Consider the following 21933-nt stretch of genomic DNA (forward strand, 5'->3'; position numbering starts at 1 on the left):
CTCAGGCGCGGGCGAGCTCGCGGACGACCTGGAGGAAGAGGTCGACGTCCGGCTCGGTGGTACGCCAGTTGACGATCGCCGGGCGCAGCGCCACCCGCCCGTCGTACACCGTCGTGCCGGCGAAGACCCGGCCGTCGGCCAGCAGCGCGGCGCCCACCCGGCGGTTCAGCTCGTCGAGCTCGCCCTCGGGCACGCCCGGCGGCCGTACCCGGAAGCACACGATGCAGAGCGGCACCTCCGCCAGCCGTTCCAGGTCGTCGGACTCGTCCACCCGGCGCGCCAGGTACTGCGCCAGGTCGAGGTGGCGCTCGACCATCGCGCGGTAGCCCTCCCGCCCGTAGGCGGCGAGCGTCGCCCAGATCGGCAGCGCCCGGGCCCGGCGCGACGACTCCGGCCCGTACAGTCCGTAGCCGCCGCCCGGGTCCTGCGGACCGGGCAGATAGGCGGCGCCCGGCATGCCGAAGGCCGACCCGAGCCGCTCCGGCTCCCGGACGAGGGCGAACCCGCTCTCGTACGGCACGTTGAGCCACTTGTGGGCGTCCGCGGCGATCGAGTCCGCCCGCTCGATGCCGCGGACCAGGTGCGCCGAGCGCGGCGACAGCGCGGCGAACAACCCGAAGGCGCCGTCCACGTGCAGCCAGGCGCCGTGGTCGCGGGCCAGGTCGGCGAGCTTGTCGAGCGGGTCGAAGTCGCCGGCGTTGACCTCACCGGCGTTCGCGATGATCACCGCCGGGGTGCCGCCGAGCCGCTCCAGCCGCCGGGCCATCGCGTCCAGGTCGACCCGGCCGGCCCCGTCGGCGGCGAAGACCTCGACCGCCTCGCGCCCGTGGCCGAGCATCTGCAGCGCCTTGCGGGCGCTCGAGTGCACGTACCCTCCCGACAGCACCGGCATCCGGGGGAGTCCGGCCAGCCCGTCGCGTACGGGATCAGCGCCGTGCCGCTCGCCCCACCAGTGCGTGGCGCACCCCAGCGAGGTGAAGTTGGCGAAGGTCGCGCTCGTGACCAGCGCGCCACCCCACCCGGACGGCAGCCCGACCAGCGTCCGCAGCCAGTCCAGCACCACCGTCTCGGCCTCGGTGCCGAACGCCGACGACGCCCGGGCGAAGCTGTTCTGGTCGAGCAGCGCCGCGGTCCAGTCGCCGGCGAGCGCGGCCGGGGTGGCGCCTCCGGTGACGAAATGGAAGAACCGCGGCCCGGACGAGGCCGTGCCCGCCGCGGTGCCGACCCCGAGCAGCCGCTCCACCGCCGCGACGGTGCCCAGACCCCGCTCGGGCAGGTCGCCGCCGAGCGTGGTGAGCAGCGACGCGGCCCCGGCGTCGTATACCCGGCGGCTCGCGAGCGAGTCGAGATAGGGACCCGCGGCAGCGTTCACCCGGTGCAGCGCGTCGGCGGCCAGGTCGCGGTCGGCGAGGGGATCGGTCATGCCGTCAGCCTTCCGCCGGGGTGGTCAGCAGGTAGTCGTCCGCGTCGGGGCTCCACGCGAGGCCGACCGCCCCGCTGGTCGCCGCCGCCTTGCAGAACTGCAGGAAGCTGCGGTAGCCGAGCTTCTTCTCGCTGAAGTCCGGCGCCACCTTGCGCAGCTGGTTCTTGAGCCCGGACAGCGCCACCGGGCCGTCGCGCCCGGCCAGGTCCACCACCACCGCGCGCAGCAGGGCGAAGGCCGTCTCCCGGTCGCCGTGCTCCGGCAGGCCGACCTCCGGGTCGCCCTTCGCCGCCCGGTCGCTGAGCTCGACCACGTTGTGCTCGGCGAGGTGGCGCAGCAGCTCGCCGAAGGCGCGGAACCCCCAGTCCGCCTCGTTGAAGGTGGGGTCCTTGCGCAGCAGGGTCCGCTTGAGCGTCGACGACGTCACCGCGGCGCCGGAGCTGCGCTGCAGGCCAGCCACGGTCTGGGCGACGAGCGCGGTCAGCGCGTCCATGTCCCGCGCGGCGGCGTCCGCGGCGGCGTCCGGGGCGGCCTCCGGCGCCACCGGCTGCGGGGCCGGCTCGGGTTCCGGGGCGGGACGGCTCCGGCGGGCCCGGGCGGGCGGGACCTCCACACCGTCGAGGCGGTCGTAGTACAGAAACTCGTCGCAGGCCGGCGGGAGCATCGCGGAGGTCGTCCGCTCCACGCCGACGCCGATCACCCGCTTGTTCAGCTCGCGCAGCTTGTGCACCAGGGGCGTGAAGTCGCTGTCGCCGGTGCACAGCACGAACGTCGAGATGTAGTCGCGCTCGAACGCCAGCTCCAGCGCGTCCACGACCATCTTGATGTCGGCCGCGTTCTTTCGCGAGGCACCCATGCGCTGCGGCATGTCGATGAGCTCCACGTGCGAGCGGGTGAGCATCCGGCGGTCCTCGTCGAAGTACGACCAGTCCGCGTACGCCCGCCGCACCACGACCCGCCCCCGCTCGGCGAGCGCATCGGTGACCGGGCGCAGGTCGAAGGTCACGCCGCCGAGGTGCTCGCGTGCGCCGATCGCCAGGTTCTCGTAGTCGAGGAACAGGGCGATCCGCTCTTCTTGATCCACGCCGGTCAGCGTACGCCCCGGCAGGTCCGGGCCGGGACGGGCGAGGATGGGTCCATGACCGTTGAACGGCCACCGCTGAGGCCGGCCGAGGACGTCACGGAGGCCGCGCACCGGATCCTGGCCGCCGTCCGGAACCGCGCCGGGCCGCTGCTGCCGGAGCACGAGCTCACCCTGACCGGTGGCAGCTCGGTGCCGGGCGCGCTCACCAAGGGCGACGTCGACCTGCACCTGACGGTGGCCCCGGAGGACTTCGCCGCCGCCGTCGCGACCCTGCGGAGGCTCTACCGGGTCGTGCATCCGCAGATCTGGCAGGACACCCTGGCGACGTTCGCGGTGGACGCCGAGCTGCCGACGGGCATCGCGGTCACTCCGGCGGGCAGCGAGCACGACCTGCGGTTCCGGCGGAGCTGGCAGCGGCTCGCGGCGGACCCCGGCCTGCTGGCCGCGTACAACGCGATGAAGCTGGAGCCCGGCGGCGACTACGAGAGCCGCAAGTCCGCGTTCTTCGACCGGCTGGCATCCTGACGGGATGTCCTCGCAGCCCACGACCGTCCCGCCGGTGCGCATCGGCCTCGCCCTGGGCGGCGGGGCGGTGCGCGGCGCCGCCCACGTCGGGGTGCTCGACGCGCTCGACCGGGCCGGTCTGGAACCCGCCGTCATCACCGGGACGAGCGCGGGCGCCCTGATCGGCGCCCTGTACGCCGCCGGCACCACCCCGTCCGAGATCAGCAAGGTGGCGCAGGCGCTGCGCTGGTCGCGGCTCATCCGCCCGGCCCGCACCCGCCGCGCCCTGTTCGACACCACCCGCCTCGGCGCGTTCCTGGACGGGCTGCTCGGCGGCCGGGACTTCGACGCCCTCGACCGCCCCTTCGCCGCGGTCGCCTGCGAGCTGTGCACCGGTGAGCGGGTCGTCCTGAAGGACGGCCCGGTGGCCGATGCGGTGCTGGCCAGCGCCGCCATCCCCGGCGTCTTCCCGCCCGTGGAGCGCGACGGCCGGCTGCTGGTCGACGGCAGCCTGGTCGACATCGTGCCGGCCCGCCTCGCCCGCGAGCTCGGCGCCGACATCGTCGTGGCCGTCGACGTCTCGGGTCCGCTGCCCCGCCGCCGGCCCACCACGCTGCTGCACATCATGGTCGCCGTGAGCACCCTGCAACCGGGCGGAGCCGCGCAACCGGCCGAGGACGCCGATCTGGTCCTGACGCCCACCGTGGACGAGTACGCGTTCTGGGAGCTGTCGCGCATCACGGAGTTCGAGGACGCGGGCCGCGCGGCGGCGGAACAGGCGGTCCCGCTGCTGCAGTCCATGGTGGCGACGGCTGCCGCCCGGCGCGAATGGGAACAGGTGACGGCCCCGGGCCCGGAGTCCTGAGCGGCATCCGGCGGGCACGGCCGCCGCAGGAATGGTCATCGCAATTCCTCGTGCGGCGGCAAAGTTAGCAAACAGAAGTTCATTTTAGATCTCCGTCCGGCCCTTTTATCGGTCTTGAAAGGGTTGGCATAATTCTTCTGTCACGGTCCTATGTGCGCGCGCTCAGGATCTTTTCCTCCCCATTCGGCACATCGGTTGCCGGTGAGCTCTCGGCTGAAAGGAGCACACGATGGGAAAGGCATTGCCGCGGGTGGCCGTGCCGCTGGGCGCGGCGCTCGTCACCGTCCTCGGCGCTTCCGGCGCCACCGCGGCCGCGCCCGCGCTGATGGCGACCACCCTGGTGGTCAAGTCGGGGACCGTCATCACAGTCACCGCGGCGGTGGGGCGCGCGAACACCATCTCCGCCTGGCACTCCGGCAGCACGATCCACATCGACGACACCGGGGACGACCTCGCGGCGTACGGGGGCTGCACGCTGGTCTCGCCCGGCGAGGTCAGCTGCCCGGCGGCGGGTCTCACCGAGTTCGTCGTGTACGCGGGCGACCAGAACGACGAAGTCCACTCCTACCTGGCGACGCCCGGGGTGACGCTGATCGGCGGCGCGGGGGACGACGCGCTCTTCGGCGGCTCCGCCAACGACACGCTCGAGGGTGACGACGGCGGGGACTTCCTCTCCGGCGGCAACGGCAACGACACCCTCAGCGGCGGCACGGGGGCCAACGGTCTCTCGGGCGGCGCGGGCAACGACTCCATCGACGGCGGACCGCAGAACGACGTGGCCGACGGCGGCGCCGGCAACGACGTCATCAACGGCGCCTCCGGCAACGACCAGCTGTACGCCGGCGCGGGCAACGACTACGTCGGCGGCGACGCCGGCAACGACGCGCTCTACGCGCAGGACGGCGTGTTCGGCAACGACTACGCGGACGGTGGCAGCGGCACGGACACCTGTTCCGCGGATCCCGGCGACTACGTCGCCGGCTGCCCGTGAGCACGAGGAGGCGGATGACATGAAGGCGCGATGGGCCCTCGCGGCCGCGTCGGTCGGGGTGCTGGTGGTGGGTTCGCCGGCGGGGGCGGGCGTGCGTACGGAACGTTCGGCCGAGCCCACCTCGGTGGCCAGGACGCCCGGCAATGTCCTGCAGGTCGTCGCGGGCCCGGGGGTGGCGAACGACATCCGGGTGCAGCGGCAGGGCTCGGTGATCACGGTGTCGGACGCGGCCGCCCCGGTCGTGGCGGGTGTCGGGTGCCAGCAGTCCGGCACCAACGCGGCGCAGTGTCCCCTTCCCGTGGTCGCGGTGGAGGTGCACAGCGGAGACCTCGACGACGACGTGCGGATCCTGCCGAATGTCGATGCCCCGGCAGCCGTCTACGGCGGGAGCGAGGACGACGTGCTCGAGGGGGGCCCGCAGGCGGACCGGCTGGTCGGTGACGAGCCCGCCGTGAGCGGTGCGATCGCGGCCAGTCCCGGCAACGACACCATCGTCGGCGGACCGGGCAACGACACCATCTCGGGTCTCGGCGGCAACGACACCGTCAGCGGCAGTGCCGGTAACGACACCCTCAACGGGGATTCCGGCAACGACACGGTGAACGGCAACGAGGGCAACGACACGGTCACCGGCGGGAGCGGCAACGACACCCTGGTGGGCGAACAGGGCAACGACACGCTCAACGCCGCGGACGGGGTGGTGTTCAACGACTCGCTCGACGGCGGCACCGGCTTCGACAGCTGCAATCGCGACACCGGAGATTCGATGCTCAATTGTCCGTGAGTGGGGGACGCACGGACGATCGCGCGCCGGGATACGAAGCGGCACATTCGTGCCCCGGCGCGCCGGTCGATCGAGGAAAAAGCGTCGCAGAAAAGGGGCGACACGCGTAGCGTGACCATTTTCGGCATCGGGAGCGGTCACGGACGAGGATTCCCAGAGTTGGTACTACGACCCACCCGCCACGCTGGCGGGCGCCTTGCAACGAGGGCTGGGCCGGGGCGCGTACAAAGCGTTGCACGACCCGGCGGGTCCTGACGAGGTGCTGCGGTGCCTGCGCCGCGACTACCGCTGGTACTGGATGGTCGACGACCGCGCCGTCTACCTCGCGCGGCTCGTCCGCGACCTGGCGGTGCCGGTGCCGCTCCTGGTCGACGTGGTGAACGAGGACGACGACCACGACAACGCCTTCGGTAACGTCCTGGACGTGCTCGAGGCACTGGGCCGGGCGGGCGATGCGGCCGCCGTCGACGGACTGCGCCGGTATGTGGGGCAGGGTCCGCGCTGGGTGGACGTCCTGCAGACCATCGCCTGCGCCTGGCCGGTGGAGCTCTGGGACGATCTCCTGCCCACCGCGCGCGCCCGGTTGCCGCACGACGCTCAGGACCGCGATCTGCTGTGGAACGGCGAGCCGTGGCGGCGCTGGGCCACCTCCGACGAACGCATCGCCGCGGAGGTCGCCGCCGACTCACCACGGCCGCTCCACCGACCGTACGCGAACGATCCGGCGGCAGCGCTGCTCACGTTGGTGCGCACCGGCGACGCCGACCGGCAGCGGGCCGCGCTGCGTGAGCTCAACCGCCGGGGACCGGCGCCGGAGGTGCTGGCGCTCCTGGCGGATCTGCCGCTGGAGCGGGTGGCCGGCGACGCGGGGCACGCCCTCGATCTGCTCGGCACCCGGGCGCTGCCCCTGGCCCGGCAGTGGGCCGCCGTGCCGGGTCATCCGATGTTCTGGCGCGCTCACCTGCTGCTCGCGGCGCACGGCGACGAGTCCGACGTGCCGGCGCTCCTGGCCGGATGGGAGTGGCTGGACAGCCGGGAGGAAGATCTCTGCGGCTACGACGCCCTCGCCGCCGGCCTCGCGCGCATCGGCGGCCCGGCCGCCCCGGCCGTCGTGCGCCCCCTGCGACGAGCCTGGTTCAGCCCGCACAGCTACGAGCGGGCGGCCTACCTGCGGGCGCTGCTGGAACTGGACCCGGACTCCACCGATCGGCTGCTCACGGAGGGACTGTGGGACTGCGAGAGCGACGTCCGCCTGATCGCGGCCGGGCTCGTCCCCCTCGACCCGCTCATCGAGCGACGGCTGCGGGAGATGAGCGCCGACCCCCTCGAGACGCCGGAGGTCCGCGCCGCGGCCGCCGCCAGGGCCGGGTGACCCGCCGGGCTCAGCGGGGGTCGCCGAGGAGCCGTTCGATCAGCCGGGGCTCGCCCGGCCAGGCGGCGAGCAGCACGTCGCGGGGGACCTGGCGGCCGGCGTACCGCAGGGCCAGCGCCACCACGACGATGTCGTCGAGGGGGCCGATGACCGGGATGAACTCGGGGATCAGGTCGATCGGGCTGGCCACCCAGATCCCGGCGATCACGATCGCGATCCTGGCCCGCCGGGGCACCCGCGGGTCGCGGCGCAGCCGGCGGACGGTGGTGACGCAGTCCGGGATGAAGGCGGCGAGGTCGCGCAGGATGCCCGGCGGCAGTCGGCGTGCCAGGACCAGCAGCAGCGCCCAGCTCGCGACGAGGCACAGCACCGCCACGCCGAGCCCGGCGACCCAGTCCCGCATCCGGTCGAGTCTAGAAGGTCATCGGCTGAAGAGGACCGCGATCAGGAGCAGCACCGGCACGCAGCAGACGGTCGACAGGAAGATGGCGTCGCGGGCCACGACCAGGCCGGTGCCGAAGCTCTGGGCGTACAGGAAGATGTTCTGGGCCGTGGGCAGTGCGGCCAGGACCGTGACCGCGTAGGCCGCGTCCCGCGGCAGGCCGAGCCCGGCGGCGAGCAGGAAGGCGATCACCGGCATGGCGACCGTCTTGAGGACGACCGCGGCGATCGTCGCGGTCCGGTCGGGTCCCGGCGCGAGGACCGGGCGCCCCGACAGGGACATGCCGAAGGCGAGCAGCACCACCGGCACGGCCGCCGACCCGATCGTCGCGATCGGCTCGGCCAGCACGGCGGGCAGCCGTACGCCGGTCAGGGACGACACCACACCGGCGAGCACCGCGACGATGAGCGGGTTGCGCAGCGGCGCCGTCACCGTGGTCCGCAGCGAGGCGTGCCCGGTGGTGGCCACCTCCAGCAGTGTCAGCGCGACCGGGGTGACCACCAGCAGCTGCAGCACGACGATCGGGACGACCAGGGCGGCGTCCCCCAGGACGTACGTGGCGACCGGGATGCCGATGTAGTTGGCGTTCGTGTAGCCGGCGGTGAGCGCGCCGACTATCCGGGTGCCGCGGTCGCCGTGACGGGTGAGCAGGGTGTGGGCGCCGAAGCAGGCGAACGCGGCGCCGGCCGAGACGAGCAGCGGCTCGCTGAGCAGCACATGCAGCTCCGCCTCCGCCACGCCGGTGAACAGCAGGCAGGGCGTCATCACCGCGTAGACGAGCCGGCCCAGCACCGCCTCCGCGTCCGCCGGCAGCCCGGCCCGGCTGCGGGCGAGCCGGCCGGCGAGCACGATCACGCCGATGAGCGCGAAGCCGGACAGAGCGGAGATCATGTGTCGACACGCTAACCGCAGAAAACCCGTTGCCCCGGCCGGGTGCGGACCACGATGCTGTGCCCATGACGTTCTGACGGATCACCGCCCTCACCGCACGCTGTCCGTCCGCACCCTCGCCAGGGAGAACGTTCTTGTCCACCGTCACCGTGTTCGCCTCACCGGCGAGCTGGATCGAGTCCGACGCCGTCGCGCAGTGCCACCAGGTGGCCGCCCTCGACGGCATGCTGCACGTGGCCGGCATGCCCGACCTGCACCCGGGCAAGGGGGCGCCGATCGGCGCCGCCATGCTGTCGTCGGTGCTCTACCCGTTCCTCGTCGGCTCCGACATCGGCTGCGGCATCGCCGTCTTCCCGATCACGCTGAAGCGTCCCGTGGCCGAGAAGCTCGCGGCCCGCTTCCCCGACCTCGACCGCGCGCTGGACCCGGTGGCCGACGCCGACGACCCGGCCTGGGACGTGCTCGACGGCGACATCCCGGCCGGTCACACCGAGAGCCTCGGCACCGTCGGCCGGGGCAACCACTTCGTGGAGCTGGCGCGGGTCGACGCCGTGCTGGAGCCCGGGCACGCGAGCCGGCTCGGACTGGACCGGGGCGATCTCGTGCTCATCGTGCACAGCGGGTCCCGCGGCCTGGGGGAGCGCATCCTGCGGGCACACACCGAGGTGCACGGCGCCGGCCCCGCGCCCGACCCGGCCGCCTACCTGGCGGCGCACGCCGCCGCCGTCCGGTGGGGGTCGTTGAACCGCCGGCTGATGGCCGCCCGTGTCGCCCACGCCCTCGGCGCCGCGCCCGCGGAGCCGATCGTCGACGAGTGCCACAACCTCGTCGAGGTCCGCGACGGCCTCTACCTGCATCGCAAGGGCGCGGCACGCGGCGACGGTCGCGACGTGCTCGTGGCCGGCACGCGCGGCACCGCCTCCTACCTCGTGGCGGCCCACGCCGGGGCGGACGCCGGGCATTCGGTCGCCCACGGCGCGGGGCGCAAGATGTCGCGGGCCGACGCGCTGCGGCGGGGGCGGGTCAAGCACACCGTCGAGGAGCTGCGGCGTACGCCGGTCGGCTCGCTCGTGGTGTGCGGCGACCGCCAGCTGCTGTTCGAGGAGGCGCCGACCGCGTACAAGCGCATCGAACAGGTCGTCGGTGACCTGGTCGAGCACGGGCTCGCCACGCCGGTGGTGACGACGGTTCCGCTGGTCACGTACAAGACAGCGGATCGCGCCGGGGACCGGCGACGGGGCAGGCGCTGACTAAGCCTGTTTACTGCCGGCCTGCCCGGGTAGCCGTCCACCGCTGGTACAAACCGCTCACGGAGGACGCGCCCCATGGATTCGAGCAAGCCGGTCAAGGCGGTCAAGGACGTCGTGGAGGCGGCCGCCGCCAAGGTGGCGGACGTGCTGACGTCCGAGATTCCCGGTAAGCCGGGCAGTGCCCCCGCGACCCTCGACGAGCCCACCACCCCGGTCGGCCCGCTGCCGCCGAAGAAGGAACAGGGGACGCCGGACACCCGTACGCCCACCGGCGCCGAGACCGGCGTCCCGGCCACGGACAAGGGGCAGCAGGGCGCGTACCTGACGACCTCGCAGGGTGCGCGGTTGCGGGACACCGACCACTCGCTCAAGGCCGGCCCCCGCGGTCCGATCCTCATGCAGGACCACCACTTCCGCGAGAAGATCACCCACTTCGACCACGAGCGCATCCCCGAACGGGTCGTGCACGCCCGCGGAGCGGGAGCCCACGGCGTGTTCACCGGCTACGGCACGGCCGCGGAGGTGACCAAGGCAGGCTTCCTCGCCAAGGGCAAGGAGACCCCGGTCTTCGTCCGCTTCTCCACCGTGCTGGGCTCGCGCGGCTCGGCCGACACGGTCCGCGACACCCGCGGCTTCGCCACGAAGTTCTACACCGACGAGGGCACGTTCGACCTCGTCGCCAACAACATCCCGGTGTTCTTCATCCAGGACGCGATCAAGTTCCCGGACATCATCCACGCCGGCAAGCCGCACCCCGACCGGGAGATCCCGCAGGCGCAGAGCGCGCACGACACCTTCTGGGACTTCGTCTCGCTGCACACCGAGGCCCAGCACCACACCATCTGGAACATGTCCGACCGCGGCATCCCGCGCTCGTACCGGACGATGGAGGGCTTCGGCGTCCACACCTTCCGGCTGGTGAACGCGGCCGGGGAGACGGCGCTGGTGAAGTTCCACTGGAAGCCCAAGCTGGGCGTGCACTCCCTGGACTGGGAGGAGGCCCAGATCGCCGCGGGCGTCGACCCGGACTTCCACCGGCGCGACCTGTACGACGCCATCGAGGCCGGCGCGTTCCCGGAGTGGGAGCTCGGCATCCAGGTCCTCCCGGACACCCCCGAGGAGACCTTCGCCGGCGTCGACCTGCTCGACCCCACGAAGATCGTCCCCGAGGAGCTGGCCCCGGTGCAGCCCGTCGGCAAGCTGGTGCTCAACCGGACGCCGACGAACTTCTTCGCCGAGACCGAGCAGGTGGCCTTCCACCTGGGGCACCTGCCGCCGGGCATCGACGTCACCAACGACCCGCTGCTGCAGGGCCGGCTCTTCTCGTACGTCGATACGCAGCTGACCCGGCTGGGCGGGCCCAACTTCTCGCAGATCCCGATCAACCGCCCGCACGCCCCGGTCAACGACATGCTCCGCGACGGCTTCCACCAGCACGCTGTGCATGCCGGGGTCGCGCCGTACCGGCCGAACTCCCTCGACGGCGGCAACCCGTTCCCCACCGACGAGGACGCCTTCGCCGACCTGCCCGTGGTGGTCGCCGAGGCGCCCAAGGTGCGGGCCAACCCGGTCTCCTTCGACGACCACTACAGCCAGGTGCGGCTGTTCTGGCTGAGCATGTCGCCGGTGGAGAAGGAGCACATCATCCGGGCGTACACGTTCGAGCTCGGCAAGTGCTACGAGCAGGCGATCAAGGAGCGCCAGCTGCAGTGCCTGGCCAACGTCGACCCGGTGCTGTGCGCGGAGGTCGCCAAGGGCCTGGGGCTGCCCGCGCCGGAGCCCACCGTGCCGCTCGCCGACGTCCAGCCCAGCCCGGCACTGTCGCAGGTGGGCCGGACCTGGCCCGCGGACGGCCGGCTCATCGGCATCGTCGTCGACCCCGCGGTCGGCCTCGACGACGTCGGGGCGGTGCGCCGGGCGGTGTTCGCCGCCGGCATGGTGCCGCTGCTGATCGCCCCGTACGGCGGCATGGTGGACGGCACGCCGGTGCAGCGCACCTTCGCCACCGCCCGCTCGGTCGAGTTCGACGCGATCCTCGTGGCCGGCGCACCGGCGCCCGCCGCGGACGCGCTGCCCGCCCGCGACGCCAAGGCGGGCGCGGCCGGCTCGGTCGCGGTGGACCCGCGGGTCCTGCTGCTGGTCGACGAGGCCTGGCGGCACGCCAAGGCCATCGGGGCGTGGGGCAACGGCCGCACCGTGCTGCAGGAGGCGGGCGTGGCCGGCACACCCGGTGTCGTGACGGCCGAGTCCGGTGCGGAGGCGCTCGCCGCCGTGCAGCAGCTGCTCGCGGCGCACCGGGTCTGGGAGCGGTTCCCGGCCTCCGTCGCCTGACGTCCAGCGGATCATCGGGCCCGCCCTGCGCCGCAGGGCGGGCCCGCTCACGTCCGGCGGCCGGCCAGGGCGAGCTCCGCCTGACCCGTACGGTGCATCCGGTGCCACCGCTGGCGGTCGCCCAGCAGCGCCGCCACCGTCGCGTGCACGACCACGAGGTACATGAGCTGCCGGTACACGAGCTGCTGCAGCGGCAGGCTCCACAGGGGGCGCAGGGGTTCGCCGTCGAGGCGCAGCGCGTACCCGGCGGTGACCAGCTGCAGGGCCTGGAATCCCGCCCAGGTCGCGACGATCTGCGGCCACGGCAGGAAGAACACGCCGTAGACGGCCGCCACGTCGACGGCCGGGGCGGTCAGCGGCAGCAGCACCTGGAACACCAGCAGGTACGCCAGCCCGCGCCGGCCCAGCCTGCCGGCCGGTCCGCGCTCGCCGAGGGAGCGCCGGTGCTTCCACATCGCCTGCATCGTGCCGTAGCACCACCGGTAACGCTGACGCCACAGCTGCCCGAGGCTCGCCGGTACCTCGGTCCACGCCACGGCGTGCGGCTCGTAGACGACCCGCCAGCCGGCCCGGATCACCGCCATGGTCAGGTCCGTGTCCTCCGCCAGCGTCGCCTGCGACACCCCGCCCACCTCGGTCAGGGCGGTACGCCGGAACGCCCCGATCGCGCCGGGCACGGTCGGCATGCAGCGCGCGAGGTCGAACATGCGCCGGTCCAGGTTGAAGCCGATGACGTACTCGAGGTGCTGCCAGCGGCCGAGCAACCCGCCGCGGTTGGCGACCTTGGTGTTGCCGGACACCGCGCCCACGGAGAGGTCGGTGAACGGCTGGACGAGCCGGCCGATCGCGTCCGGGGCGAACACGGTGTCGCCGTCGACGAGCACGAGCAGCTGTCCGGTCGCGGCCGCGATGCCGGTGTTGAGGGCGGCCGGCTTGCCCGCGTTGGCCTGCCGCAGCACCCGCACTCCGGGCAGGCCGAGCCGGTCGACGATGCCCGCGGTGTCGTCGTCCGAACCGTCGTCGACCACGATGATCTCGAGCGGCCGGTAGTCGGAGGCCGCGAGCGAGCGCACGGTGCCCGCGATGTTGGCGGCCTCGTTGTACGCGGGCACGATCACGCTGACCGTACCGAAGCCCGCCCGCCGGTCCGCCCGCCGCCGGGTACGCCGGACGTGGCGCCGGGAGTAGTGCAGCTGCAGCACCAGCCGACCGACGCCGAGCAGGACCGCCGCACCCAGCAGCACCGACATCGCCGAGCCGGCGAGGGCCCCCGCACGCTGCACCGCGGTGAGCGCATGCCCCCGCAGGCGCAGGGAGAGCGGTGCGGCCGGCGCCGGGGCCAGCCGGACGGCCTGGGACACCGTCGCGAAGCGGTAGCCGTGCCCGGCGCCGAGCAGCCGGTCGACGGCCGCGACGGTCTGGCTCCGGTCGCCGCCGCTGTCGTGGAACATCACCACCGCGCCGCGGCCGGCGGCCGGCGTGGCGGCCCGGACGACCGCCGCCGTTCCCGGCCGGCGCCAGTCCTGACTGTCGCGGTCGGTCAGCACGGCGAGGTAGCCCGCCGCCCCGGCCCGGTTCAGCGCCTCGGCCTCGGCCGCGGTCACACCCGCCGGGGTGGCGGAGAACGGCGGGCGCAGCAACCTGGTCCGGGTGCCGGTGGCCGCCGCGATGACGGCCTGGGTGGCGGCGAGCTCGGCCCGCTGCCGCCAGGCGGGGATCGCCGCCAGCTCGGCGTGCGTGTACGTGTGCACCCCCAGCTCGTGGCCCTCCGCGATGATCCGCCGCGCGAGCTCGGGGTGCTCGGCCACCTTGGCCCCGACGACGAAGAACGTCGCGTGTGCGTTGTGCCGGCGCAGGACGTCGAGGACCTGCGGGGTCCACCGGGGATCGGGACCGTCGTCGAAGGTCAGTGCCAGGACCCGCGGTGGCGGGCGCAGGCTGCGGACCGGCTGCCCGGGTGACAGGCGCTGGACCGGGCCACCGCCGCGGATCGCGGGATCGGCCGGGGTCGCGGAGCCGGAGCGCCGCGGCGTGCCCGCGCCTTCGCCGCCGACGTGGCGGACGTAGCCGTTCACGCAGAGGGCGATCAGCAGCAGGACCAGCCCGATGCCGAGGCCGGCCCAGTGGGACCGGGGACGCGCGGGCGTCATTTCCGGTGACCGGAGGGGGTGCGGCAGGCAGCCGGTTGCGGCTTCCTGGGCGGTTGGTGGGACACGGCGGGGCAGGGCCTCGGTTTGCGCCCGGTCGCCGTAGCCGTAGCCGTCGCCGTCGCCCGCGCCGTTGCCGTTGCCCTCGCCGGGGAGGAGGACCCGGCAGCGGCGGTGCTGGGAGACGTGGAGGACGGGGCGACTGTGGGCACGGATGCTGACGACCGGGGCTCGAGCTCGAGCCCGGTGACCGGGCCGGGCGCCGCGGGCCGGCGCGTCGGTGCGCCCTTCGCGGCGCTGGTCGCCGCCTCGAGCGGGCCGGCGGCCGCGTGTTCCGTGCCCGTCGTCGGCGCCGCCGCTTCACCGGGCCGGTCCCCGGCCGGCGTCTTCTTCGGCACCGGCGCCGGGAGGGCGGGCAGCGCGAGGAAGGGCAGGCGGGCCCCGCCCGCCAGCCCGGCAACGGTCACCACGGTGGCGACGGCCAGCACCGCGATGCCGAGCCGTCCGGACATCACCAGCCACCGCCGGCGACGCCCGGACTCGTCCACGAAGACGGGGTCCTCGCCGATCGGTGTTGTCTCGTGCGAGGCCACTGCCCACCCTCCCGACGTCCCGAATAGATCGTCCGAAACAGGGACGTATCGGGATCAACGAGGGGGAGGTCAGGAGGTAGTGCTCCACTCCCGCAGCGGGCCATACGCCGCCCGGTAGCCGGCCGGGCCGGCCAGGGGCGCGGTGAGGGCGCGGACCCAGCCCGGCAGGCCGGCGGTCTTCGAGAAGCGGTCCGTCTGGGTCTGGACGTGGGTGACCCGCGGACGGCGTACCTGCTCGAAGCGGGCCGCGGCGGCTGCGGCGTCCCCGCCGCCGACGAGCAGGCCGGCCAGGACCTCGGCGTCCTCGAGGGCGAGCGCGGCACCCTGGGCCCAGACCGGGGCGGTGGCGTGGGCCGCGTCGCCGATCAGCACGGCCCGGCCGTGCGTCCAGCGCGGGATGCGGATCTCCTCGATGGGGGAGTGGTACAGCCGCGACGGGTCGGCGAGCACCGCCTTGAGGGTCTGGCCCACCGGCTCGGGGAAGCCGGTGAACGTCTCGGCCAGCCAGCCGAGGTCCGGTGCGGCCGGACCGCCGCCGGTCGCGGAGGCGAAGCCGTACACCTCGTCGGGGGAGACGGGCAGCAGCAGGTAGGTGCCGCGGTCGCCGATCCACGCCGCCCAGCAGTCGACGCCGGGGTTCGGGGCCATGAAGCGGTAGCTCGCGGCCGACAGCACCGCCGCCCGGACGCCCTGCTCCCCGAACGTCGCCCGGCGAACGGTCGAGCGCACGCCGTCGGCGCCGACGACCAGGGCGCCGCGGGCGGTGGAGCCGTCCGAGAGGTCCACTTCCACGCCGGTCTCGTCCTGGCGTACGGCGGTCACGCCCAGGTCGAGGTGGAGGTTCTCGTCCGGCAGGCCGTCGCGCAGCATGGCGTGCAGGTCCGCGCGGCGTACACAGTGTGGCGTGGCGTCCGGCCCCCAGAACGCTGTCTCGTCGATCCCGAAGAGCAGGCGTCCGCGCTGGGTGCGGTACTCGCGGCGGAGCACCGGGAAGCCCGCGCCCGCGATCGCGTCGCCGAGGCCCAGCCGGTGCAGGGCGGTGATCGCGTTGCCGGGCAGGTTGATCGCCAGGCCGGCGTCGGCGGCCTCCGTACGCCGTTCGTAGATCGCGTACGGGACGTCCGCGTGGTGCAGGGCGCGCGCGAGGGCCAGGCCGGCGATTCCGGCGCCGATGATCAGGACAGGCTCGTTCATGTCGCCGATCGTGGTGCCCGCGGGTGGGCTCGCGCCAGAGGGATCGCGGGCAGGAATACGTCCAAAATCTCTCGACTATGGACGGGCGTTGCGCGGTAGCGCCGCCAGACTGCGGCCTCGGACCAGCGCCTGCCGCCGCCCGATCTCGCGGCCGTCCGCGGTGACCTCGACGCCGTCCACCTCGTACCAGCTGTCGTTGTCGTAGTGCACCGGCCGGTTCCAGTCGACGCGCTCGACCCGCATGCGCAGCGGCCCGGCTCCGAACCGGTAGTCCGCCTCCGGGAAGAGGCTCACCGGACCGGCGGGGCCGCGGTTCCTGTCCATCCACAACTCCTCTGTCTGCCGGAGCCCGCCCGGGTCGGGGCCGTCGCCGGGATCACCGGCGGGTACGCGCACCGCGCACGTGCCCAAGCATGGCCATTTGCCAGCGACGATGCAAGTACTCCTGCACGTGCATATGCACATTGACTCGCAAGACAACAGGAATGGATGTCCGGAGTGCACCGTTCGGGGGAGCCCGCCCGGCTGATCAGCCCAGCTCGTCGAGGATCTTGCCGAGGATCGCGGGAGTCCGGCCGGGCGGCTCCGCCTCGAGGCAGGCACGCTCCATGGTCTCGGCGTACAGGTCCACATCGCCCGGCTTGTCGAGGTAGAGAGCCGTGGAGAGCTGTTCGACGTACACGAGGTCGGACAGTTCGGTCTCGGCGAACCGCAGGATCGCGAAGGGCAGCCCGGCGGCGGCGTGCGTCGTCGCGTGGAACGGCACGATCTGGATGTGCACGTGCGGCAGGTGCGCGGCCTCGATGAGCGCGCGGATCTGGTCCCGCATGACGCCGCGGCCACCGATCCGGCGGCGCAGGACGCCTTCGTCGAGGACCGCCCACACCTGGGGCGGGTCGGCCCGGTGCAGGACCCGCTGCCGCCCCTGGCGCAGGGCGATACGGCGCTCGATCTCCTCCTCCGAGGCGTCCGCGTGCCCGTGGGTGATGACGGCGCGGGCGTAGTCGCCGGTCTGCAGCAGGCCGGGGACGAAGTGGACCTCGTACGAGCGGATCAGCGACGCCGCCTCCTCGAGCCCCAGATAGGACAGGAACCAGGGCGGCGCGACGTCGGCGTACTCCTGCCACCAGCCGGGGGCGTTCGCCTGCCGGGCCAGGGCCAGCAGATCGTCGCGGTCCGGCGAGGGCACCCCGTAGAAGGTCAGCAGGTCGGCGACGTCGCGCTCCTTGAACGGGACGCGGCCCAGCTCCATGCGGCTGATCTTCGACTCCGAGGCGCGGATCTCCCAGCCCGCCGCCTCGCGGGTGATCTGCCGGTCCTTGCGCAGCCGCCGCAGCTGGGCGCCCAGTCTTATGCGCAGCGCGGCGGGGCCGGTGCCGGCGTCCTGACGAGCCGCGATCAATCCGCTCACCCCGATCAGTCCTCGGTCCTCTCGGGAGAGACCTTTACCGGATGCACGTGCATCCAAACGTGCAGCTTCAACGGACGATGCGCAGTCACCTGCACGATCTTAGGGCCCGCGACGGTACGGATTCAGCCGTGTCACCGGTCCCATTCACGTCTGTAGATGCGGTAGTCCGCCCGACGTGGTACGCCGATGGCATGACAACCACACCGGACCGGTTCGGCCCCGGGGCGGGACTCTTCCGGCGCAAGCCGGTCGAGGACGTCGCCGACGAGCGGGAAGCCGACCTCACCCGCACGCTCGGACTGTGGCAGCTCACCGCGATCGGCGTCGGCGGCATCATCGGCGCCGGGATCTTCGCCCTGGCCGGGGCCGTGGCGCACGAGACCGCCGGCCCGGCCGTGCTGATCTCGTTCCTGCTGGCCGGCGTCGCCAGCGCCGCCGCCGCGCTGTCCTACGCCGAGTTCGCCGGCCTGATCCCCAAGGCCGGATCCGCCTACACGTACGGCTACGTCGTGCTCGGCGAGATCGTCGGCTGGTTCATCGGCTGGGACCTGCTGCTGGAGTACACCGCGATCGTCTCGGTCGTCGCCATCGGCATCTCCGGCTACTTCTCGTTCCTCATGGCCGAGCTGGGCGTCGACCTGCCGGCCTGGATGCTCGGCGCCCCGGGCACCGGCGACGGGCACGTCGTCGACCTGTTCGCGATGGTGCTGTGCCTGCTGATCGCGTACCTGTTGAACCTGGGCATCCGGGCCGCGGCCCGGACCGAGACCGCCGTGGTCGCGATCAAGGTCGCGGTGGTCCTGCTGGTCGTGGTGGTCGGCGTCTTCCACATCCGTACGGCGAACTACAAGCCCTTCTTCCCGTTCGGGGTGAGCGGAGCGATCACCGGTGCCGCCACCGTCTTCTTCGCGGTGTTCGGCTACGACGCCATGAGCACCGCCGCGGAGGAGGCGCGCGACGCCCGCCGCCACCTGCCCCGGGCGATCATCTACTCACTGATCTTCTCGATGCTGCTGTACGTGGCGGCCACGCTGGTGCTCACCGGCATGCAGAACTACCGCGACATCGACCCGGAGAGCGGGTTCTCGTCGGCCTTCGCGGCGGTCGGCCTCTCCGGCCTGGCCGACGTCATCGCGGTCGGGGCGATCATCGGCATCCTCACCGTCATGTTCACCTTCATGCTGGGCGTCACCCGCGTCTGGTACGCGATGAGCCGCGACGGCCTGCTCCCGGCCTGGTTCGCCCGGCTGCACCCCGTGCGCCGGGTGCCCAGCCGGGTCACCTGGATCGCCGGGGCCGCCTCGGCCGTCATCGCCGGGCTGCTGCCGATCCGGGAGGCGGCCGAGCTGACCAACATCGGCATCCTGCTCGCGTTCGTCGTGGTCTGCGTCGCCGTGATCGTGCTGCGGTACCGGCGCCCGGAGCTGCCGCGCTCCTTCCGGCTGCCCGGGATGCCGGTGATCCCCGCGCTCGGCGTGCTCTTCTCGCTGTGGCTGATCACCTTCCTCAGCCCCGTGACCTGGCTGCGGTTCGTGGTCTGGTTCGTGCTCGGCCTGCTGGTGTACCTGCTCTACAGCCGCCACCACTCGCGGCTCAACCGCCGCCAGTGAGCCCCTATGATGCGTGTGGACAGTCGCCGGCCCGGGGGAGGAACGATGGCGGAGCCGCTGGACACCGGGCGGGCGCATCCCGCCCGCGTGTACGACTACCTGCTCGGCGGCAAGGACAACTTCGCCGCCGACCGGGCCGCCGCGCAACAGGGGCTGCAGGTCAACCCGGACGCGGCGACCGCGCCGCTGCAGAACCGGGCCTTCCTGCGCCGGGCGGTGCACCACCTGGCGGCGGAGGCCGGCATCCGGCAGTTCCTCGACATCGGTACGGGGTTGCCGACCTCGCCGAACGTGCACGAGGTGGCCCAGGCCGTCGACCCCTCCGCCCGCATCGTCTACGTCGACAACGACCCGATCGTGCTGACCCACGCGCGGGCGCTGCTCGAGGGCACGTCGCGGGGGCGGACCGCGTACGTCGACGCCGACCTGCGCGACGTCGACCAGATCCTCGGCGCCCCGGAGCTGGGCGAGACGCTGGACCTCGGGCGGCCGGTGGCCGTGCTGCTGCTGGCGATCCTGCACTTCCTCGACGACGAGGCCGACCCGTACGCGATCGTCAGCAAGCTGATGGGCGCCCTGCCCAGCGGCAGCTACCTGGTGGTCTCGCACATCACCGCGGACTACGACCCGGTGTCCTGGGCGCGGTTCACCGAGATCATGCGGCGTCAGGGGATCACCACCCGGCTGCGGGACCGGGCCGAGGTGGCGCGCTTCTTCGCCGGCCTGGAGCCGGTCGAGCCGGGCGTGGTGCCGATCCTGCGGTGGCGGCCCGACGCCGACGAACAGCTCGGCGACGCTCAGGCGGCCCTCTACGGCGGGGTGGCCCGCAAGCCCTGAGGCTTTATATGGGCGTTACGCACCTTCGGACAGGATCGGCACCGCGCCGACACCGACCCGCGAGGAGCGTGCGATGGAGTACCAGCTCGACCTGGCACTGAGCCGTCCCGGTGCCGTACCGCTGCTGGTGTGCTGCGCCGTGGCCGCCGGCCTGTTCTTCTGGCCGGTGTCCCGGGTGCTGCGATGGCGGCCCGGTTGGACCCTGCTCGCGCTGCTCTCGCTCGCCCCGATCCTGGTGTTCACCGCACCGCTGGAGGCTCCCGGCTGGCAGGATGGCGCCGTCCAGCGGGCGGGCGAGTACGTCCGCTCGTTCCTGCACGTGACCACCTTCCACGCCGAGCTGCAGGCGCCCACCTCGGAGGACGAGCCGATGGCCAACCTGCTGCTCTTCGTGCCGCTCGGGATCTTCGGCGCGCTGGCCACGCGCCGCGCCGTGTGGACGGCAGTGGCCGGAGCGGCGCTGTCGTTCGGCATCGAGGGCTGGCAGGCGGTCAGCGGCGTCCGGGTCGCCACCGCCGCCGACTGGCTCTACAACAGCGGCGGTGCGCTGATCGGCGCGGCCGCCGGCCTGGTCGTGCTCGCCGTGGGCGCCCTGACCCGGCCGCGCGCCGCGGCTCCGGTGTCCCCGGCTCCGGTCCGGCCCGCGGCGCCGGCGCCCCTTCCGCCTCCCGCCACGCTGCCGCCTCCCGCCACGCTGCACCGGCCGCTGGAGCCGACGCTCGTCCTGGTGCCCGCCGCGGAGGACGAGACGACGGTCAACCTGTACCGCTGAGCACGCCCGACCGCACGACCGTGGTCGGGCAGTCCGCATGGAGGATGAGGTGGCGGCTGACCGAGCCGAGCAGGGCCCCGCCGATCCCGCTGTGGCCGCGTTCCCCGACCACCATCAGCTGCGCCAGGTGGGACCAGTCCGCGAGCAGCGGCCCGGCGTGACCGCGGGCGACCTGCCGCCGCACCGGCACCTCCGGATACCGGACGGCGGCGCCCGCCAGCGCCTCGGCCAGGACGCGTTCCTCCTGGGCCTCGCCGAACCAGAACTCGCACGTCCCCGTCAGCTCCGTCGAGTCGGTGCCGCACCAGGCGTGCAGGGCCACCAGGGACGTGCCCCGTAACGACGCTTCCTCGAGGCCGAAGTCCAGGGCGCCCGCCGAGTCCCCGTCCCCGTCGACACCGACGACCACCGGGCCGCCCGTGCGAGGCTCGCCGCGGACGACCAGCACCGGGCACGCCGCGTGCGACGCCACATGGTTCGCCACCGAGCCCAGGAGCAGGCCGCCGGCACCGTTCTCACCCACCACCACGAGGCTGGCATGCCGGCTCAGCCCGGTCAGCGCCGGCATCGGGCGCCCGGACAGGAGCTCGGTGGAGACGGCGACGTCGGACGACACCTTGCCGGCCATCCGGGCGGCCTCCGCGAGGCAGGCGGCCGCCCGCTCGTGCACCACCTCCGGCGAGGCCTCCCGCGGCGCTCCCGGCCTGCGATCCAGCACGTGCACGATCCGAAGCGGCCGCCGCCGGCGCATGGCCTCGGCGGCGGCGACCTCGACGGCATCCATGCTGCGCGGCGATCCGTCGACACCCACCACCACGGCGGCTCCGGCGACAGTGGTCATGACCCGACCTCCCGGCCCTCGATGCTCCACCCAGCATCCGCCGTCGCGGTGCTCCGACGGAAGGGCTGACGGTCCTGGGCGCGCATGGCTGAAGTTCCCGATACGACGGGCCGGGCGGCGCTCGCGGTGTCATCGCCGTCCGCCCACGCCGGCGCTTCGCCGGTTGCCTGGGCCGTCCCTCCGCAGAGGACGTTCACCCGGCCGGTGGTCATGCCGGCATCCGGCCCCGCCGGCGGGTCGCCGGGCCCTAGCGTCGGCTCATGATCAACCCGGGTACGGCCCCGGCCCCCGACGCCCGCGAGGACGTCGCGGCCGCCAACCTGAGCGCCTTCCTCACCGCCGTCACCGGCCGCGTGCCCCAGATGGGCGGTGCTCCGGCCGTACGGATCAAGGAGCTCGCGGGGGACCCGGTGCGCGACCCCGCCGCGGACCGTGACGGCCGCTTCGGTTGGGACCTGCCGTTCTCGGACGGCAGCAGGCTGCGGCTGCTGATGCCGGGGGTGGAGCTGCCCCGCCTGCGCGACGACCTCACCGCCGAGGCGCCCTGCCTTCTCTAGGGCTTCCGGATCTGTAGCGGCACGTTGCATCGGT

General features: G+C 73.4%; 21 protein-coding genes. 11 read left to right on the plus strand and 10 right to left on the minus strand.

Features of this window, described 5'->3' with window-relative positions; translation table 11 throughout:
- Position 1: 1 nt before the first annotated feature.
- Both AB0J80_RS25170 and AB0J80_RS25175 read right to left on the minus strand, forming a co-directional pair.
- A complete protein-coding gene (locus tag AB0J80_RS25170; RefSeq protein WP_364709308.1) occupies positions 2 to 1423 on the minus strand; it encodes a pyridoxal-dependent decarboxylase in 1422 nt (473 codons plus the stop codon).
- Positions 1424 to 1427: 4 nt separating this feature from the next.
- Complete coding sequence (locus tag AB0J80_RS25175) at positions 1428 to 2507, minus strand: NYN domain-containing protein (RefSeq protein ID WP_364709311.1); 1080 nt, start codon at positions 2505 to 2507, stop codon at positions 1428 to 1430.
- 54 nt (positions 2508 to 2561) lie between these two features.
- On the opposite strand from AB0J80_RS25175, the gene AB0J80_RS25180 reads away from it, so the two are divergent.
- The 5 genes from AB0J80_RS25180 to AB0J80_RS25200 all read left to right on the plus strand — a co-directional run bounded on the left by AB0J80_RS25180 (position 2562) and on the right by AB0J80_RS25200 (position 7023).
- A complete protein-coding gene (locus tag AB0J80_RS25180; RefSeq protein ID WP_364709314.1) occupies positions 2562 to 3032 on the plus strand; it encodes a hypothetical protein in 471 nt (156 codons plus the stop codon).
- A gap of 4 nt (positions 3033 to 3036) precedes the next feature.
- A complete protein-coding gene (locus tag AB0J80_RS25185; protein WP_364709317.1) occupies positions 3037 to 3876 on the plus strand; it encodes a patatin-like phospholipase family protein in 840 nt (279 codons plus the stop codon).
- A gap of 229 nt (positions 3877 to 4105) precedes the next feature.
- A complete protein-coding gene (locus AB0J80_RS25190; RefSeq protein WP_364709320.1) occupies positions 4106 to 4867 on the plus strand; it encodes a calcium-binding protein in 762 nt (253 codons plus the stop codon).
- Positions 4868 to 4886: 19 nt separating this feature from the next.
- A complete protein-coding gene (locus tag AB0J80_RS25195) occupies positions 4887 to 5651 on the plus strand; it encodes a calcium-binding protein (protein ID WP_364709322.1) in 765 nt (254 codons plus the stop codon).
- A gap of 196 nt (positions 5652 to 5847) precedes the next feature.
- Positions 5848 to 7023, plus strand: a complete 1176-nt coding sequence (locus AB0J80_RS25200) for a hypothetical protein (protein ID WP_364709325.1) — start codon at positions 5848 to 5850, stop codon at positions 7021 to 7023.
- A gap of 10 nt (positions 7024 to 7033) precedes the next feature.
- On the opposite strand, the gene AB0J80_RS25205 is transcribed toward AB0J80_RS25200, so the two are convergent.
- Together AB0J80_RS25205 and AB0J80_RS25210 are read right to left on the minus strand one after the other, a co-directional pair.
- Positions 7034 to 7426 (minus strand): DUF1232 domain-containing protein, encoded by a 393-nt coding sequence (locus AB0J80_RS25205; protein ID WP_364709328.1) that lies wholly within the window; start codon positions 7424 to 7426, stop codon positions 7034 to 7036.
- An 18-nt stretch (positions 7427 to 7444) separates the two neighbouring features.
- Positions 7445 to 8356 carry an AEC family transporter gene (locus tag AB0J80_RS25210; protein WP_364709331.1) on the minus strand — a complete coding sequence of 304 codons (912 nt, stop codon included), beginning with the start codon at positions 8354 to 8356 and terminating at the stop codon, positions 7445 to 7447.
- Between the two features lie 134 nt (positions 8357 to 8490).
- Between AB0J80_RS25210 and AB0J80_RS25215 the strand changes: the two genes are divergently transcribed.
- Positions 8491 to 9606 (plus strand): RNA ligase RtcB family protein, encoded by a 1116-nt coding sequence (locus tag AB0J80_RS25215; protein ID WP_364709334.1) that lies wholly within the window; start codon positions 8491 to 8493, stop codon positions 9604 to 9606.
- A 75-nt stretch (positions 9607 to 9681) separates the two neighbouring features.
- A complete protein-coding gene (locus AB0J80_RS25220) occupies positions 9682 to 11937 on the plus strand; it encodes a catalase (RefSeq protein WP_364709336.1) in 2256 nt (751 codons plus the stop codon).
- A 47-nt stretch (positions 11938 to 11984) separates the two neighbouring features.
- Here the strand turns inward: AB0J80_RS25220 and AB0J80_RS25225 are convergent, their stop codons facing one another.
- From AB0J80_RS25225 to AB0J80_RS25245, 5 genes are all read right to left on the minus strand, one after another.
- Positions 11985 to 14087, minus strand: a complete 2103-nt coding sequence (locus tag AB0J80_RS25225) for a bifunctional polysaccharide deacetylase/glycosyltransferase family 2 protein (RefSeq protein ID WP_364709339.1) — start codon at positions 14085 to 14087, stop codon at positions 11985 to 11987.
- Positions 14084 to 14677, minus strand: coding sequence for a hypothetical protein (locus AB0J80_RS25230; RefSeq protein ID WP_364709341.1), 594 nt, complete (start codon positions 14675 to 14677; stop codon positions 14084 to 14086). Before AB0J80_RS25230 ends, AB0J80_RS25225 begins: the two co-directional genes overlap by 4 nt.
- A gap of 69 nt (positions 14678 to 14746) precedes the next feature.
- A complete protein-coding gene (locus AB0J80_RS25235; RefSeq protein WP_364709343.1) occupies positions 14747 to 15871 on the minus strand; it encodes an FAD-dependent monooxygenase in 1125 nt (374 codons plus the stop codon).
- A gap of 75 nt (positions 15872 to 15946) precedes the next feature.
- Positions 15947 to 16195 (minus strand): hypothetical protein, encoded by a 249-nt coding sequence (locus AB0J80_RS25240; RefSeq protein WP_364709345.1) that lies wholly within the window; start codon positions 16193 to 16195, stop codon positions 15947 to 15949.
- A gap of 205 nt (positions 16196 to 16400) precedes the next feature.
- Complete coding sequence (locus AB0J80_RS25245; protein WP_364709441.1) at positions 16401 to 17273, minus strand: helix-turn-helix transcriptional regulator; 873 nt, start codon at positions 17271 to 17273, stop codon at positions 16401 to 16403.
- Between the two features lie 200 nt (positions 17274 to 17473).
- Here AB0J80_RS25245 and AB0J80_RS25250 point away from each other — a divergent pair, with 200 nt between their 5' ends.
- The 3 genes from AB0J80_RS25250 (at position 17474) to AB0J80_RS25260 (ending at position 20501) form a co-directional block, all read left to right on the plus strand.
- The gene (locus tag AB0J80_RS25250; protein ID WP_364709347.1) at positions 17474 to 18892 is read left to right on the plus strand and encodes an amino acid permease; all 1419 of its coding nucleotides are present in this window, start codon (positions 17474 to 17476) and stop codon (positions 18890 to 18892) included.
- 45 nt (positions 18893 to 18937) lie between these two features.
- Positions 18938 to 19729: an SAM-dependent methyltransferase gene (locus tag AB0J80_RS25255; protein ID WP_364709350.1), complete on the plus strand. Its 792-nt coding sequence runs from the start codon at positions 18938 to 18940 to the stop codon at positions 19727 to 19729.
- A 73-nt stretch (positions 19730 to 19802) separates the two neighbouring features.
- Positions 19803 to 20501, plus strand: coding sequence for a VanZ family protein (locus AB0J80_RS25260; protein WP_364709353.1), 699 nt, complete (start codon positions 19803 to 19805; stop codon positions 20499 to 20501).
- Here the strand turns inward: AB0J80_RS25260 and AB0J80_RS25265 are convergent.
- Positions 20485 to 21342, minus strand: a complete 858-nt coding sequence (locus AB0J80_RS25265) for a universal stress protein (RefSeq protein WP_364709356.1) — start codon at positions 21340 to 21342, stop codon at positions 20485 to 20487. The genes AB0J80_RS25260 and AB0J80_RS25265 overlap by 17 nt on opposite strands.
- Before the next feature lie 260 nt (positions 21343 to 21602).
- On the opposite strand from AB0J80_RS25265, the gene AB0J80_RS25270 reads away from it, so the two are divergent.
- A complete protein-coding gene (locus AB0J80_RS25270; RefSeq protein ID WP_364709359.1) occupies positions 21603 to 21899 on the plus strand; it encodes a hypothetical protein in 297 nt (98 codons plus the stop codon).
- Positions 21900 to 21933: the final 34 nt, after the last annotated feature.

Origin of the sequence: Actinoplanes sp. NPDC049548 (assembly GCF_040676695.1) — a bacterium.
Classification (GTDB): domain Bacteria; phylum Actinomycetota; class Actinomycetes; order Mycobacteriales; family Micromonosporaceae; genus Actinoplanes.

Bases quoted from the DNA above. Each gene is read 5' to 3' on its own strand.
- AB0J80_RS25220 (WP_364709336.1), top strand. From the start codon at position 9,682: ATGGATTCGAGCAAGCCGGTCAAGGCGGTCAAGGACGTCGTGGAGGCG.
- AB0J80_RS25250 (WP_364709347.1), top strand. From the start codon at position 17,474: ATGACAACCACACCGGACCGGTTCGGCCCCGGGGCGGGACTCTTCCGG.
- AB0J80_RS25225 (WP_364709339.1), bottom strand. From the start codon at position 14,087: ATGACGCCCGCGCGTCCCCGGTCCCACTGGGCCGGCCTCGGCATCGGG.
- AB0J80_RS25210 (WP_364709331.1), bottom strand. From the start codon at position 8,356: ATGATCTCCGCTCTGTCCGGCTTCGCGCTCATCGGCGTGATCGTGCTC.
- AB0J80_RS25235 (WP_364709343.1), bottom strand. From the start codon at position 15,871: ATGAACGAGCCTGTCCTGATCATCGGCGCCGGAATCGCCGGCCTGGCC.
- AB0J80_RS25205 (WP_364709328.1), bottom strand. From the start codon at position 7,426: ATGCGGGACTGGGTCGCCGGGCTCGGCGTGGCGGTGCTGTGCCTCGTC.
- AB0J80_RS25180 (WP_364709314.1), top strand. From the start codon at position 2,562: ATGACCGTTGAACGGCCACCGCTGAGGCCGGCCGAGGACGTCACGGAG.
- AB0J80_RS25270 (WP_364709359.1), top strand. From the start codon at position 21,603: ATGATCAACCCGGGTACGGCCCCGGCCCCCGACGCCCGCGAGGACGTC.
- AB0J80_RS25240 (WP_364709345.1), bottom strand. From the start codon at position 16,195: ATGGACAGGAACCGCGGCCCCGCCGGTCCGGTGAGCCTCTTCCCGGAG.
- AB0J80_RS25265 (WP_364709356.1), bottom strand. From the start codon at position 21,342: ATGACCACTGTCGCCGGAGCCGCCGTGGTGGTGGGTGTCGACGGATCG.
- AB0J80_RS25255 (WP_364709350.1), top strand. From the start codon at position 18,938: ATGGCGGAGCCGCTGGACACCGGGCGGGCGCATCCCGCCCGCGTGTAC.
- AB0J80_RS25185 (WP_364709317.1), top strand. From the start codon at position 3,037: ATGTCCTCGCAGCCCACGACCGTCCCGCCGGTGCGCATCGGCCTCGCC.
- AB0J80_RS25195 (WP_364709322.1), top strand. From the start codon at position 4,887: ATGAAGGCGCGATGGGCCCTCGCGGCCGCGTCGGTCGGGGTGCTGGTG.
- AB0J80_RS25190 (WP_364709320.1), top strand. From the start codon at position 4,106: ATGGGAAAGGCATTGCCGCGGGTGGCCGTGCCGCTGGGCGCGGCGCTC.
- AB0J80_RS25170 (WP_364709308.1), bottom strand. From the start codon at position 1,423: ATGACCGATCCCCTCGCCGACCGCGACCTGGCCGCCGACGCGCTGCAC.
- AB0J80_RS25260 (WP_364709353.1), top strand. From the start codon at position 19,803: ATGGAGTACCAGCTCGACCTGGCACTGAGCCGTCCCGGTGCCGTACCG.